At 69.5% G+C, this 15170-nt stretch carries 10 protein-coding genes; 9 read left to right on the forward strand and 1 reads right to left on the reverse strand.

What is annotated here, in order from left to right:
* Nucleotides 1-17 precede the first annotated feature (17 nt).
* Nucleotides 18-1412, forward strand: a complete 1395-nt coding sequence (gene hemN / locus ACE3QW_RS05875) for an oxygen-independent coproporphyrinogen III oxidase (protein ID WP_374250808.1) — start codon at nt 18-20, stop codon at nt 1410-1412.
* 161 nt (nt 1413-1573) lie between these two features.
* On the opposite strand, the gene ACE3QW_RS05880 is transcribed toward hemN, so the two are convergent.
* Nucleotides 1574-2329, reverse strand: coding sequence for a helix-turn-helix domain-containing protein (locus ACE3QW_RS05880; RefSeq protein ID WP_024276571.1), 756 nt, complete (start codon nt 2327-2329; stop codon nt 1574-1576).
* Between the two features lie 183 nt (nt 2330-2512).
* Here ACE3QW_RS05880 and ACE3QW_RS05885 point away from each other — a divergent pair, with 183 nt between their 5' ends.
* The 8 genes from ACE3QW_RS05885 (at nt 2513) to ACE3QW_RS05920 (ending at nt 14889) form a co-directional block, all read left to right on the forward strand.
* Nucleotides 2513-3958 (forward strand): sensor histidine kinase, encoded by a 1446-nt coding sequence (locus ACE3QW_RS05885; protein WP_374250813.1) that lies wholly within the window; start codon nt 2513-2515, stop codon nt 3956-3958.
* Complete coding sequence (gene fixJ, locus ACE3QW_RS05890; protein ID WP_029556294.1) at nt 3951-4586, forward strand: response regulator FixJ; 636 nt, start codon at nt 3951-3953, stop codon at nt 4584-4586. Before ACE3QW_RS05885 ends, fixJ begins: the two co-directional genes overlap by 8 nt.
* Before the next feature lie 132 nt (nt 4587-4718).
* Nucleotides 4719-5108 (forward strand): response regulator transcription factor, encoded by a 390-nt coding sequence (locus ACE3QW_RS05895; protein ID WP_024276568.1) that lies wholly within the window; start codon nt 4719-4721, stop codon nt 5106-5108.
* Nucleotides 5109-5204: 96 nt separating this feature from the next.
* The gene (locus ACE3QW_RS05900) at nt 5205-7913 is read left to right on the forward strand and encodes a GNAT family N-acetyltransferase (protein WP_374250810.1); all 2709 of its coding nucleotides are present in this window, start codon (nt 5205-5207) and stop codon (nt 7911-7913) included.
* Between the two features lie 202 nt (nt 7914-8115).
* A complete protein-coding gene (locus tag ACE3QW_RS05905; protein WP_024276566.1) occupies nt 8116-9447 on the forward strand; it encodes a bifunctional diguanylate cyclase/phosphodiesterase in 1332 nt (443 codons plus the stop codon).
* An 80-nt stretch (nt 9448-9527) separates the two neighbouring features.
* Nucleotides 9528-11714: a CHASE2 domain-containing protein gene (locus ACE3QW_RS05910; RefSeq protein ID WP_374250811.1), complete on the forward strand. Its 2187-nt coding sequence runs from the start codon at nt 9528-9530 to the stop codon at nt 11712-11714.
* Nucleotides 11715-11775: 61 nt separating this feature from the next.
* Nucleotides 11776-14424 (forward strand): hypothetical protein, encoded by a 2649-nt coding sequence (locus tag ACE3QW_RS05915; protein ID WP_374250812.1) that lies wholly within the window; start codon nt 11776-11778, stop codon nt 14422-14424.
* 21 nt (nt 14425-14445) lie between these two features.
* A complete protein-coding gene (locus ACE3QW_RS05920) occupies nt 14446-14889 on the forward strand; it encodes a Crp/Fnr family transcriptional regulator (RefSeq protein ID WP_029556300.1) in 444 nt (147 codons plus the stop codon).
* The last annotated feature ends 281 nt before the right edge of the window (nt 14890-15170 follow it).

The following is a 15170-nucleotide window of genomic DNA, read 5'->3' on the forward strand; positions in this document are numbered from 1 at the left end:
GCGGCATGGTCGCCAGCATGACCTGCCCCGATATCACCTGCCCCGATACGAACACCCTTCTCGCCCGCTACGGGCAGCCGGTGCCGCGCTACACCAGCTACCCCACCGCGCCGCACTTCTCCCCGGAGGTCGATGCCGCGACCTACGCCCGCTGGCTCAAGGAGCTGCGGCCGGACGGCACGGTCTCGGTCTACATCCACGTTCCGTTCTGCGCCGAGCTTTGCCTCTATTGCGGCTGCCAGACCGCGGTGGCGCGCAGCCGTACGCCGGTGAAGGCCTATGCCGACCGGCTCGTGGACGAGATCGGCCTTGTCGCCCGCCACCTGCCGGGACGGATGAAGCTGAGCCACCTGCATTTTGGCGGCGGCACGCCCACCATGCTGGCGGATGAGGACTTCGCCGCGGTCATGCTGGCGCTGCGCGATGTCTTCGCCTTCGCCGACGATGCCGAGATTGCCATCGAGATCGACCCGCGGGTGATGGATGCCGACAAGGTGGCGGTGCTCGCCCGCGAGGGCTTCAACCGCGCCAGCCTCGGCGTGCAGGATTTCGACCCGAAGGTGCAGGAGGCCATCGGCCGCCACCAGTCGCTGGAGGAGACGCAACAGGTCGCCGACGCGCTCCGGGCGGCGGGCATCTGCGCGCTGAACCTCGATCTCATGTACGGCCTGCCGCATCAGGATCAGGCCTCCGTGCGGCGCACGGTGGAAGCGGCACTGGCGCTCGACGCCGACCGCATCGCCGTGTTCGGCTACGCCCATGTGCCGTGGATGAAGAAGCATCAGGCGCTCATTCCCGAGCACGCCTTGCCCGGCCCCGCCGAGCGCCTCGCACAGGCGGAGCTGGTGGCCGACATCCTCGCGGGCCACGGCTATCGGGCGGTGGGGCTGGACCATTTCGCCAAGGCAAACGACCCCATGGCCCAGCGCGCGGCAGACGGCTCGCTCAAGCGCAACTTCCAGGGCTACACCACGGACGACGCGCCGGTGCTGATCGGCTTCGGCGCCTCGGCCATCGGCGCCCTGCCCAAGGGCTACGTGCAGAATCTCGCCGCCACGCCCCAGTGGCACAAGGCGGTGGAGGCCGGCGCGCTGCCCATCGCCCGCGGCATCGCGGTGAGCGACGAGGACCGGCTGCGGCGCCATGTCATCGAGCGGCTCATGTGCGACCTCGCGGTCGATCTCGACGACGCCTGCAGGAGCTTCGGCTTCCCGCCGGAGACGTTCGCGGACGAGATCGAGACGCTGGAGCCCCTGATCGCCGACGGGCTGGCGGTGCGGTGCGGCGCGGTCGTCGAAGTGCCGGAGGCGGCGCGCCCGTTCACCCGGGTGGTATGCGCCGTGTTCGACGCGCGCCTGGTGGCCAGCCGGGCGGCGGCGCCGGAAAAGAAGCGGCACGCCGCCGCCGTCTAAGCTGAGCTTCCCGGCCGAGCCAGCTCGGCCGGGCGCACCAAAGGCCAACACACCGAAACGCACGGGCACAAAAGAAAAGGCCCGCCGAGGCCAGGGGCCGGAGCGGGCCTAAGGGGGAACGCTGCTAATCGGAGAGAGCGCAGCGTGCCGGGGGAAGAACTTTAGGAGTTCAGGCGCTTCAGCGTCGCGCCGTCACGCAGCAGCACACGGCGCGAGGACGGCAGGGCGATGGCGGAAATCTCTTCGAGATGGGTCAGGGTGCGCGACACCGTCTCGATGGTGAGGCCGAGGAAGTCTGCGATGTCCTGCCGCGACATGGGCAGCGTCACCTCGATCCCGTTCGGCCCCTGGCCCGCGCCAGCGCGTTCGGCCATGTCGAGCAGGAAGGTGGCGACACGCTCCTGAGCGGTCTTGCGGCCGAGGACGAGAAGGTGATCCTGGGCGCGGCCAAGCTCGGCCGCGGTCAGCGCCCACAGGGCATGGGCGAGTTCCGCGTCGTCGGAGGCGCGGGAGAACAGGATCGAGCGCTTCACCCGCACGATCTTGCATTCGCTCACCGCCTCGGCGGAGAAGCGATGGCGGCCGGTCATCTCCCAGCCGAACACGTCGCCGGGGAGACAGAAGGTCTCGATCTGGCGCCGGCCGTCGCCGAGCAGCTTGCAGATGCGCACGGCGCCGGACAGAACGATGTAGAGATTTTCGGCCGGCTGATCCTCGCCGAAGATTTCGGCGTTGCGGGCATAGCTCGCAACCACTCCGAGGCGCGCGACCACTTCAGTGGGGGTTCGCGTGTCAGCCTCCTCGGTCCAGCGATGGGCGGGCCGTGCAGAAGACAGGGGCTCGGCGAAAGACTTGCTGTCGTAAGCCCGGGGCTGGGCGTAGGTCTTGTGGGCGATCGCTGCTGCGGGGCTCGGCATCGGTTGACCCTTCCATCGGAGTTGAGAAAGGGATAACCGGCGGAACGCACGGGAAAAATTCGGATCGAACACTTAAGTCGGTCCCCTTAGGTACTATTACGTAGCGGCGGGACGTCGCATAAAGTGGCGGTTGGCATGGCATTGGTGGCGGCGGAGGGGCCAGTGGCGCACGGGAACAAGCAGATGCTCGGCGATGCTGCGCGCGGCTCTGCCGCGGCGCTCGTCGCCCTTCTGCTTTGCCGTCTCGCCGGGCTTCAGCCGCTGAGCGGCGAAGCGCTGCTGCTGCAGCTCGCGGTCATCATTCTGGTGTCCGGACGCGGCCTCGTGGCGGGAGGCGCGGCGGTCGCCGTCGCCTTTGCCGGCGGCGTCGCGCTGCGCGGCCTTTCCAGCATCGATGCGCGGCTCGATCTCGCCGCGCCGGCGCTGTTCCTCGCGGTGGGGCTGGGCATCGCGGTGCTCGGCGAGCGCCTGCGCCGCACCCGCCTCGATGCGGCGGCGCGCGACCGCGACCTTTTGGCCCGCGAGGCACACCTCTCCTCCATCCTCGACACAGTGCCCGACGCAATGGTGGTGATCGACGAGCGCGGCATCATGCGCTCCTTCTCCACCGCGGCGGAGCGCCTGTTCGGCTACACCGCGACCGAGGCGGTGGGGCAGAATGTCTCGGTGCTCATGCCCTCGCCCCATCGCGAGGGGCACGATGGCTATATCGCGCGCTATCTTGCCACAGGCGAGCGCAGGATCATCGGCATCGGCCGCGTGGTGGTGGGCGAGCGCAAGGATGGCACCACCTTTCCCATGGAGCTGGCGGTGGGCGAGATGCGCTCCACCTCCGAGCGCTTCTTCACCGGCTTCATCCGCGACCTGACCGAGCGGCAGCAGACCGAGGCCCGCCTCCAGGAGCTTCAGGCCGAGCTGGTCCACATCTCCCGCCTCACCGCCATGGGCGAGATGGCCTCGACGCTGGCCCACGAACTCAATCAGCCATTGTCCGCAATCGCCAATTACATCAAGGGCTCGCGCCGCCTTCTGGATGCCGGCACGGTCCGGGTCGAGCTGTTGCAGGGCGCGCTCGAGAAGGCTGGCGAGCAGGCCCTGCGGGCCGGCCAGATCATCCGCCGCCTCCGGGATTTCGTCTCCCGCGGCGAGAGCGAGCGCCGGGTGGAAAGCCTCGCCAAGCTGGTGGAGGAGGCCAGCGCCCTGGCCCTGGTGGGGGCGAAGGAGCACGGCATCCAGGTGCGCTTCCTCTACGACCCGAAATGCGACCTCGTCCTCGCCGACAAGGTGCAGGTCCAGCAGGTGCTGCTGAACTTGATGCGCAACGCCCTGGAGGCGATGATGGAGACACCGCGTCGCCAGCTTCTGGTCAGGACGGAGGCGGTAGAGGACGACATGGTGATGATCAGCGTCTCGGATACCGGGCACGGCATCTCAGCGGAGATGGGCGCGCAGCTGTTCACGCCGTTCGTCACGACCAAGCGGCATGGCATGGGCGTGGGGCTTTCCATCTCGCGCACCATCATCGAGGCGCACGGAGGCCGCATCTGGGCCGAGCCCAATCCCGGCGGCGGCGCCGTATTCCGATTCACCCTCCGCGCCGTGGGCGATGCGGAGGCGGTGCATGATTGAGGAGACAGCGGTGATCCACGTCATCGACGACGACGATGCGGTGCGCGAATCCCTCGCCTTCCTGCTCTCGACCGCCGGACACGTGGTGCACGAGCACGCATCCGCCCGCCTGTTCGTGGAGGCGGGGCTGCCCGCCGCCGACCCGGCCACGAGCTGCATCATCACCGACGTGCGGATGCCGGGCATGACCGGCATCGATCTGCTCCAGCATCTGAAGGACAAGGGGTCCAGCGTGCCGGTCATCGTCATGACCGGCCACGGCGACGTGCCGCTGGCGGTGGAGGCCATGAAGCTCGGCGCCGCCGATTTCCTGGAGAAACCGTTCGACGACGTGGCCATCCTCGACACCGTGAAATCGGCGCTCGACCGCCGCCAGAAGACCAGCCAGCACGATGCCCTGCGCGAGCAGGTGGTGGACCGCATCGGCGGCCTGTCCCAGCGCGAGCGGCAGGTGCTGGAGTGTCTGGTTGCCGGACAGGCCAACAAGACCATCGCCTATGAACTCGGCATCAGCCCCCGCACGGTGGAGGTCTACCGGGCCAACGTGATGACCAAGATGAAGGCGCAGAGCCTGTCGGAACTGGTGCGCATGGCGCTGCTCGCCGGCATCGCGCCGCGCCCGACCTGAACCGCCCTTCCGGCATCGAACTGCGCTCCTCAGCCCGCTTGATCTAACGCAAGGCCCCGGAGCCCCCTCCCAAAGTAGGTTATAGGCACCGACCACGCGGACCCGCGAACGGGTCGTGGGAGAATCGTTGGGATGATGGCGTTGGAAGAGCCGCCCGCGTTCGTCGTCCATATCGTCGACGATGATCCGGCGGTCTGCAATTCACTGAAATTCGCCCTCGAGGTGGACGGCTTCAACGTGCAGACCTATGCGCGCTCGGAGGACGTGCTTGCGGCCGACCTGTCCTGTGGCGGTTGCATGATTGTGGACTACAATCTCCCCGGGATCAACGGTCTCGACCTGCTGCGGGAGCTCGACCGGCGCCACGTCCATCTGCCGGCCTTCCTCATCACCAGCAACCCGGCCCTGCATGTGCGCCGGCGCGCCACCGACCAGGGGGTCGCGATCATCGAGAAGCCGCTCCTCGGCAACCAGCTGGCCGAGGCGGTGCGCGACAGCTTCGTTCGCTCCCGCCCCTGCTGAGACGATTTCGCCTTTCCCACTTGCCCCATTTTCCCTAGCGTTACCGACGGACCGCCGCGCCGAACCTGAGGCGGGGTCCGAAGCATCGAGGCCGCCATGACCACGCGCAATCTCGACGCCCTCTTCCATCCCCGTGCCATTGCCCTGGTGGGCGCCAGCAACCGCACCGGCACCGTCGGTGCGCTGGCCGCGCGCAACCTGTTCGAGGCTGGGTTCGAGGGACCCATCCTCTCCGTCAATCCGAAGGAACGGGCCATCCGCTCCTCGCTCAACTACGCCTCGGTGGCGGACCTGCCCATCCCGGTGGACCTCGCCGTCGTCGCAGCGCCGCCCGACGAGGCGCCCCGCGTGATCTCGCAACTCGGCGAGAAGGGCTGCCGCGCCGCCGTGGTACTTCCGGCCGGCTACGGACCGGGCGAGCAGTTCGAGGGGGCGGAACAGCGTCAGGCGCTCCTGGATGCGGCGCGTCCGCATCTCCTGCGCATCATCGGGCCGAACGGTCTCGGTTTCATCTCCACCCGCCCGCACATCAATGCCAGCATTGCCCACCTGATGCCGGCCAAGGGCGACGTCGCCTTCGTCAGCCAGTCCGACACCATGACCGCGGCGGTGCTGGACTGGGCCCACGCCCGCGGCTTCGGCTTTTCCCATGTGGCGGCGCTGGGCGAGAAGGCCGACGTGGATTTCGGCGACCTGCTCGACTATCTCGCCCTCGACAACACCACCCGCGCCATCCTGCTCTATGTCGAGAGCATTGCCGACGCCCGCAAGTTCATGTCGGCCGGGCGCATCGCGGCGCGCGCCAAGCCGGTCATCGTCATCAAGGCCGGCCGCAGCGCGGCGGGAGCGCAGGCCGCCTTGTCCCACACCGGCGTGCTCGCCGGCAGCGATCTCGTGTTCGACGCCGCGCTGCGCCGCGCCGGCATGCTACGCGTCCACGAGATGCGCGAACTGTTCGAGGCGGTGACGACGCTCTCCGCCGGCATCCGCCTCACCGGCGAGCGGCTCGCCATCCTCACCAATGGCGGCGGCGCCGGCGTGGTGGCGGTGGATGCGCTGGAGGGCAGCGCCGGTCGGCTCGGCACCCTCCTGCCGGCGACGGTGGAAGCCCTCGACAAGGTGCTGCCCCGCACGTGGTCGCGCTCCAATCCCGTGGATATCCAGGCGGATGCGGACGGCGCGCGCTACGGCGCCGCCCTCAAAGCGTTGCTCGCCGACAAGGGCTCCGACGCCGTGCTGGTGTTGCACGCGCCCAACGCCCTCTCCGACAGCAGCGCCGCCGCCGACGGGGTGATGGCGGTGCTGGAGGCGCGCCAGCGCGCGCCCGTGCTCACCTGCTGGCTCGGCGAGAGCGCCGCCGCCAACGCCCGCCGCCGCTTCGCCGGCCGCCGCATTCCCACCTACGACACGCCGGACGAGGCGGTGCGCGCCTTCGGCCATCTGGTGGCCTACCAGCGCAACCAGACCCTTCTCATGGAGACGCCGCCCGCGCGCTCCTTCGACGAGCCCGACCGCCCCGCCGCCCGCCGGCTGGTGGAGGGGGTTCTCGCCGCCGGCCGCTCGGCCCTGACCGAGGTGGAGGCGAAGGCGGTGCTCGCCGCCTATGACATCCCGGTGGTGGACACCCGTATCGCCACGAACCCCGAAGAGGCCGGGCGCCTTGCCGAGGCGATTGGCTTCCCGGTGGTGGTGAAGGTGCTGTCCCACGACCTCACCCACAAGTCCGACGTGGGCGGCGTGCGGCTCGACCTGCGCTCCTCCACAGCGGTCGAAGACGCCTGCCGGGCCATCGTCGCCTCCGTTGCGGAGAAGCGCCCCGGCGCGCGCATCGAGGGCTTCACGGTGCAGGCGATGATCCGCCGGCCCAATGCCCAGGAGCTGATCGCCGGCATCGGCTATGACAAGACCTTCGGCCCGGTGGTGCTATTCGGCCAGGGCGGCACGGCGGTGGAGGTCATCGGCGACCGGGCGGTGGCGCTGCCGCCGCTCAACGGGGTGCTGGCCCGCGAGATGATCGAGCGCACGCGGGTGGCGAAGCTGCTCGCCGGCTATCGCGACCATCCGCCCGCCGACATGAATGCGGTGGCTGGCACGCTGGTGAAGGTGGCCGAGCTGCTCGCCGACCTGCCGCAGATCGCCGAGCTGGACATCAACCCGCTGCTCGCCGACGAGCACGGCGTCCTCGCCCTCGACGCGCGCATCGTGGTGCATCCGACGCGGGTGGAAGGCACGGACCGCTTCGCCATCAAGCCCTTCCCGTCCGACCTGTCGAAGACGCTGGAGCTGACCGACGGCTCGACCGTGGCGCTGCGGCCGATCCGGCCGGAGGACGAGCCCGGACTTGTGGACGTGGTGCACCGCTCCGACCCGCAGGACGTGCGGATGCGCTTCCTCGGCTCGGTGAAGGACTTCCCGCACCTGATGGCCGCCCGACTGTCGCAGATCGACTACGACCGCGAGATGGCCTTCGTGGCGCAGGAGGACAATGGGGACATCTGCGGCGTGGTGCGCATCATCGCCGACCCCGACAACGACGCCGCCGAATACGCGATCATGGTTCGGTCGGATTTCAAGGGCAAAGGCCTCGGCTTCCAGCTGATGAGCGAGATTCTCGCCCACGCCAGGAAGAGAGGACTGCGGCAGGTGTTCGGAGACGTGATGCGCGAGAACGGCCCCATGCTGCGCCTCGCCGAGGATCTCGGCTTCAAGGCGACGCCGGGCAGTGACGACCCCTCGGTGATGCGCGTGGTCCTCAACCTTGACGTGCCGTCCGATGTTGGTGCTCAGATACCAGAGGAAGCTTGACGCTCGTGAACCTTACGGCGATATCCCTATTGCCACCGCTCGGGGGAGGCTCCACGATGCCGTTGGTTTCCGAGCTCGGACAACCGGCGACGACGAGCGCTGGAAGGGTTCGGGGGAGGAAAAGATGCGCCGGAGGCCGCCCGACCACCCCCTTGGTGGCAGGGATCGGGAACGCCGTCGCCATGATCGGCAAGAGTGAATCGTGAGCGATGCCAATGAAGTAGCGCGAGGCCCCTGGCAATCGGAATATCTTGCGCTGCATGATCCCGTAACCAGTCTGCCGAACCGCCTTCTGATGATGGAGTTCCTCGCCGGCGCGCTCAGCTCGCCGCAGGAAGGCCGGCGCACGCTCGCCGTGTTTGCGCTCGACATCGACAATTTCCGCCAGCTCAACGAGATGTACGGGCTCGCCTCCGGTGACCTGATCCTCGCGGAGACCGCGCGACGGTTGCGTCGCTGTGTCCGCGACAACGATCTCGTCGCCCGCGTCGGCGCAGACGAGTTCATTCTGGTCGCCACCGGCCTCGCCGATTCGAAGGCCGTGGACGGGCTCCACCGCCGGTTGCAGGCCGCGCTGAGCGTCCCGGTGGCGCTGCCCTCGGGGGCCGTCGCCTATCCGCAGGCCGACATGGGCATCGCCCTCGCGCCTCTCGATGCCCACGAGCCCGACAGCCTGATCCATTGCGCCGAACTCGCCCTCAACCGGGCGAAGGACGAGGGCCCCGGCGCCTGCTGCTATTTCGCGGCCGACATGAACGACGAGATGGCCGGGCGCCGCACGCTGGAAGGCGACCTGCGGCGCGCCATCGTCTCGGACGAATTCGTCCTGCTGTTCCAGCCGCGCTGCGACGCGCGCACGCTGGAGCTGCTCGGCGTCGAGGCACTGATCCGCTGGGATCACCCCCAGCTCGGCCGCCTCGCCCCCGACGAGTTCGTGCCCATCGCCGAGAAGAGCGGGCTGGTGATTCCGCTTGGCGAATGGGTGCTGCGCAAGGCCTGCGACACCATCTCCCGCCTGCCCGAGCTGAACGTCTCGGTGAACGTCTCCGTGGTCCAGTTCCGCAATGGCGAACTGGTGGGCACGGTGGAATCCGCGCTCCGGGCCACCAGCCTGCCGGCCCACCGGCTGGAGCTGGAGATCACCGAGAGCGTGCTGATCGAGAATACCGACAAGGCGCTCGACATCCTCGAAGGGCTGAAGAAGCTCGGCGTCCGCCTGTCCATGGACGATTTCGGCACCGGCTATTCCTCGCTCGGCTATCTCCGCACCTTCCCGTTCGACGCGCTCAAGATCGACCGCCGTTTCGTCGGCGACCTCGACCAGAGCAAGGGCGCGCTCGCCATCGTGCAGGCCATCCTCGGCCTCGGCCGGGCGCTCGGGATGCAGGTGGTGGCGGAAGGGGTGGAGACGGAAAGCCAGCTCGCCGTCCTCAAGGCCGATTCCTGCGACGAGGTGCAGGGCTTCTATCTCGGCCGCCCCATGACCGAGGAAGCGCTGCGCGCCTATATCGCCGAGCGGCGACTGGCGAGCTGAGCCGCCGCCTTTCACCCCGCCTTCCGCCTCGTCTTTTGCCGCGCTAGGCTCCCGTCGTCGCAACGGAAATCGCCTGCCGCATGTGGTCCCGCCTCTATTGGCTCGCCGTCGGCGGCCCCCTTGCAGCCGGCCTTCTGGTGATGGGGGCCGATCCCGCGCCCTTGCAGGATCTGCGCAACGGCCTGTTCGACCTCTACCAGCGCGCCGCCCCTCGCCCGTACGACCCCGATCTGCCGGTGCGGGTGGTGGACGTGGACGACGCCTCCCTCGCCCGCGTGGGCCAATGGCCCTGGCCGCGCACCACGGTGGCGGAGCTGACGCAGAAGCTGGCCGCCCTCGGCGCGGCGGCCATCGCCTTCGACATGGTGTTTTCCGAGCCGGACCGGCTCGACCCCGCGAGCGTGGTGAAGCTGCTGCCCGCCGAGGCCCGTGCCCCAGCCGAGGCGGCGCTGGCCGGCCGCGACAGCTCCGACCAGCAACTCGCCGCGACGCTCGCCGCAAGCCCGTCCGTGCTCGGCACCATCCTCACCCACGGCACGGGCGGCGCCTATCCGGAGAAATGGGGCATGGCCAGCGCGGGCGACGATCCGCGCGCCTTCGTGCCGCGCTTCTCCGGCGCCGTCGCGCCTTTACCGGAGCTGGCCGCTGCCGCCCGCGGCATCGGCGCGCTGAACTGGCTGCCCGATCGCGACCAGGTGGTGCGCCGCGTGCCCATCCTCCTCGGCCTCGACGGAAAGCTGGTGCCGAGCCTGTCGGCGGAGGCGCTGCGCGTGGCGCAGGGCGCGTCCACCTATGTGGTGCGCGCCTCCAACGCCAGCGGCGATCAGGCCTTCGGCACCAAGTCCGGCATCACGGCGGTGAAGATCGGCGCCCTCGATGTGGCGACCGATGCCGCGGGCGAGGTACGGGTCCGCTTCACCGCCACCGACCCTCGCCGCTTTCTCTCCGCGGCCGACGTGCTCGACGGCAAGGTGCCGCCCGCCGAAGTGGAGGGGCGCATCATCCTCGTCGGCTCCAGCGCGCCGGGACTGATGGACACGCGGGCAACACCCCTCGATGCTGCCGTGCCCGGCGTGGAAATCCAGGCCCAGCTCATCGAGCACATCGTGGCCGGCGCCCGCCTCGTGCGGCCGGACTGGGCGCGCGGCGCGGAGATCGTGCTCACCGGCGTTCTTGGACTCCTGCTGGCGCTGGCATTGCCCCGCGTGTCCGCGCCCGTCGCCGGGGTGCTTGGCCTCGCCGTGGTGGCGGCGCTTGGCGCGGGGGCCTGGCTGGCCTTCACCCGGTTCGATCTGCTGCTCGACCCCATGGGGCCGGGGGCGGCGGTGCTCGGAATCTACGGCATGGGCGTGCTCGCCCTCTATCGCGACGAGCAGCGGCAGAAGAAATGGGTGCGCTCGGTGTTCGGCCGCTTCGTCTCGCCCAAGGTGGTGGAGCGCCTCGCGGAAAACCCGGAACGGCTCGTGCTCGGCGGCGAGACGCGGGAGATCACCATCCTGTTCTGCGACCTGCGCGACTTCACCTCCCTGTCGGAAACCATGGACGCGCAGGCCCTCACCCGCTTCATGAACGCCTATCTCACGCCCATGACGGAGGTGGTGCTCGCCCATGGCGGGACCATCGACAAATATATCGGCGACGCCATCATGGCCTTCTGGAACGCACCGGTGGACGATGCCGCCCACGCCCGCAACGCCGCACTCTGTGCCCTCGCCATGTCGGAGCGGCTGGAGGCTCTGAACGCGGAGTGGCGCCGCGCGGCGGAAGCGCAGGGGCGGCCGTGGCATCCCGTGCGCTGCGGCATCGGGCTCGCCACCGGGCCCTGCTGCGTGGGCAATCTCGGCTCTGCCCAGCGGCTCGAATATTCCTGCCTCGGCGACGACGTGAACCTCGCCTCCCGTATCGAGGGCGCCACCAAGTCCATGCGGGTGGACATCCTCGTCTCGGAGGCGACGCGCGAGGCGGCGGGCGACCTCGCCTTCCTCGAGGCCGATCTCCTCATGCTCAAGGGCAAGTCCAAGGCGAGCCAGCTTTATCTCCTCGCCGGCGACCCGGATTTCTCGCGGTCCGATGCCTTCTCCCGACTGGAAGAACGGCACGGCGCGCTGATGGCCGCCTATGGCGCGGGAAGCTTCGGAGAGGCGGAGGCGCTGGCCGAGGCGCTGGCGGCGAGCGCGCCGGCGCGGCTGGCCCGCTTCTACGGCCTCTACGTGGAGCGGTGCCGGGGTGCGGCGGACCAGACCAACGCGCCGGCGGCCTCGGCCTGAACGCTCCCGCCACCAGTCTTACCCCTTGCCAACACGCTAGACCGCCTGCAGAAAAGTCGTGATGAGCGGCACGGATCGAGCCTCCCCGAACGGTGGAACGACCCCGGCGACGCGGGAAGCGCTCCCGCGCGACGTGCTCACCTATCTCTGGCGCGCCGAGCCGCTGTCCCACATCAAGCTGTTCGCCCTCGTCCTGCTGCTGCTGCCGTTCAACTACGCCTCGCTGGAATTGCCGCGCCTCATCGTCAACGGCGTGACGGATTCCATCGGCGGGACGGTGCCCAAGCTGTTCGACTTCGATCTCGCCTGGCCGGACTTCCTCGGCGGCGGCGTCATTATCGATCTCTCCGGGTTCGAGGTCTCCGCCTTCGGGCTGCTCGCCGGGCTTGCGGCGCTGCTGTTCGCACTGCAGCTCATCCAGCAGCACATTTCCCGCCTCATTGAGATGGCGAAGGCCCGGCTCGGCGAGCGGATCATCGTCGGGCTGCGCCGCCAGCTGTTCGACGTCATCCAGCGCCTGCGCCCCGAGGCGCCGATGAAGAGCAAGGCGATGGAAGTGGGCAACATGCTGCGGTTCGAGGTGGGGCCCATCTCCCCCTTCGCCGGCATGGCCTTCGCCCAGCCGCTGAAGTCCGCCGGCCTCATCGGTTCGGCGACGTTGCTCATCTTCACCCAGAACGCGACGCTGGGCGGCTGCGCCATCGGCATTCTCGCGCTCAACTACGTGCTGCTCGGCATCCAGCGGCGCGACAACGCCCACAAGCTGCAAATCTACCAGCGCGAGGCGGTGGCGCTCGGCAAAAGGGTGATGGCCGGCATCGATCGCCTGCCCCTCGTCCACGGCTTCGCCACCAGCCCGTGGGAGCGCGCGGCGGTGGACGGGCGCCTTGCCGTGGTGTCCGAGGCGAGCCTCGATCTCAAGCGGCAGAACTTCACCGACCGGGTGCTGAACCTCCTGATGTCGGACGTGCCGACGCTGGTGTTCTATTTCGTCGGCGGCTGGCTGGCGCTGACCGGCGCCATCAACATCGGCCAGCTCGTGGCGGTGGTCGCGGCCTACGGCCAGATCCCCGAGCCGCTGAAAGAGCTGATCGAGTGGGACGAGAAGCGCGTCGTCGCGCAGGTGCGCTACGATTTCGCCCGCTACTATCTCGAAACACAGGAAGTCTGGCCCAAGGGCTCGCAGGACGACACCGGCTGGGAGGGCGTGCCCTTCGACGGCGCGCTGAAGATCGCCGACCTCGGCGTGGTGGACCCCGCCGGCAGCCTTCTCCTCGATGGCGTGAGCCTCGATGTGCCCGCCGGCACGGCGGTGGCGCTCAAGGGGCCGGATGCCGGCGGCAAACACGCGGTGGCGCGCGTCTGCGGCCGTGCCATCTCGCTCTACAGCGGCTCGGTGCGCATTGGCGGGCACGACCTCTCAAACGTGCCCGAATCCGTCATCGGCCGGCACGTGGCCTATGCCGGCGGCGATCCCATCGTGCTCAACGCGTCCCTGCGCGAGAACATGCTGTGCGCGCTGGAGCGCCACCCCGGCCGGCCGGCGCCCGGGGCCACCGAGCCCGAACCCTCCGGCCTCGACGATGCGGCCCAGCTCGACCGGGCGATCCTCGCCGCCTTGGGCCTTGCCGGGCTCGGCGACCTCGTGGTGCGGCTCGGCCTCGAACGCCGGCTCGATCCCGAGGCGAGCCCCGCGCTGGCCGAGCGCATCGTGACCGCCCGCGCCGCCGTCACCGACGCCATCGCCCGCCGCCAGCAGGAGGCGGGACGCGTGCTGATCGAGCCGTTCCGCTTCGCCGCCTTCAACCGCTTCATGACGCTGGCGGAAAACATCCTGTTCGCGGCGCCGCTGAACGACACGCGCGGCGCCGCCTCGCTGCTCTCCGACCCCGGCCTGATGCCCGAGCTGGAACGGCTCGGCGTCGCCGACGATCTGACCGCCCTCGGCCTCAGCGCCCTGCGCACCCTCGCCGAGCTTGCCGGCGGACAGGACGCAATCGCGGACATCGACACCAAGGGCCTGCTGCGCGCGGAGGAGATGACCGCCGCGCGCACCCTCCTCGCCCATGCCGGCACCGGCGTCGGTTTGGCGCCGGACGAGCGGGCGCTGCTGCTGCGCGTCGCCGGACGCTATTGCGAGCCGCGCCACCGCTTCGGCCTCATTGATGAGGACTGGCAGCAGCGGGCGCTCGCCACCCGCGCGCAATTGGCCCATCTGAAGGAGGTGTCCGGCACACCCCTCGCCCGCTACCAGCCGGACAGCTACTGCCGGGCGCTGACCGTGCGCGACAATCTGCTGTTCGGCCGCATCGCCGCCGACCGCGCCGGCGCCGCCGCCACGGTGGACGATCTGGTGCGCGAATGCCTGAAACAGGACGGCTTCATCGCCCAGGTGGAGCGCCTGAGCCTCGACGTGGCGCTGGGCGAGGGCGGCCTGCCCCTCTCGGCCGCCGAGCGCGGCAAGCTGACCCTCGCCCGCTGTCTCGTGGCGGAGCCCGATCTGCTCATCATCGACGACGCTCTGGCCCCGCTGGCGCCGTCCGAGCAGAGCCGGCTGATCGAGACCGTGCTCGCCCGCCGCGAAGGGCGCACGACGCTGGTGGTGCTCGATTCCGCCGAGCCGCTCGAGCTGTTCGCGCAGGTGATCGTGCTCGCCCACGGGCAGGTGGAACGCATCGAGGGGGCGGAACTCTCCGCCACCGGGACGTGAGGGGCCGACAAGGATCAGGTCATGAGCATTGAAGACGAGGCCCGCGTCCTCTCCCGCATCCCCATGTTCCGCGATCTGGAGCCGAGCCAGTTGCGGCTGCTCGCCTTCTCCGCGACGCGGCTCGATGTGGCGCCGGGGGACGTGCTGTTCCACCAGGGCGAGGCGCCCGACGCCGCCTATGTCATCCTCGACGGCACCGCCGTCATCGAGGTGACGGCGGGCGGCGCCACCCATGAGATCACCCGGCTCGCCAAGGATACGGTGGTGGGCGAGATGGGCGTGCTCACCGGCGAAGCCCGCAGCGCCACGGTGCGCGCGGGTGAGCCCATGAGCGTGCTGCGCATGGAAACGGACCTGTTCCTCGCGCTGCTGGACAAGACACCCTCCCTCGCCCGTTCCGTGCTGCGCGACCTCGCGCTGCGGCTTCAGGAGACGACGCGCGCGCTGGTGAAGGCGCGGGGCTGACGACGGCTTCGGCCATGTTGGTGGCGCCCCCCAAACCTCTGAGCCGGATCATCTTTTCACCGCCACGCCGGCGCTCTCGCCGCTTGCGTCCCGCAAGGTAAGACGCCACCATGGATCACCAATGAAAAGGTCCATGGGGGGTACACACATGAAGATGGTGAAAGCCGTGGTGGGTCTCGCGCTGGCCCTCAGCCTTGCCGCCTGCTTCGAAGGCAAGCCCGGCCCGGCCGGCCCCGCAGGGGCTGCGGGCGCACAGGGTCCCGCGGGCGTTGCCGGTCCCG

The sequence above is a fragment of the Xanthobacter sp. genome, assembly GCF_041911315.1.
Classification (GTDB): Bacteria; Pseudomonadota; Alphaproteobacteria; order Rhizobiales; family Xanthobacteraceae; genus Xanthobacter; species Xanthobacter aminoxidans.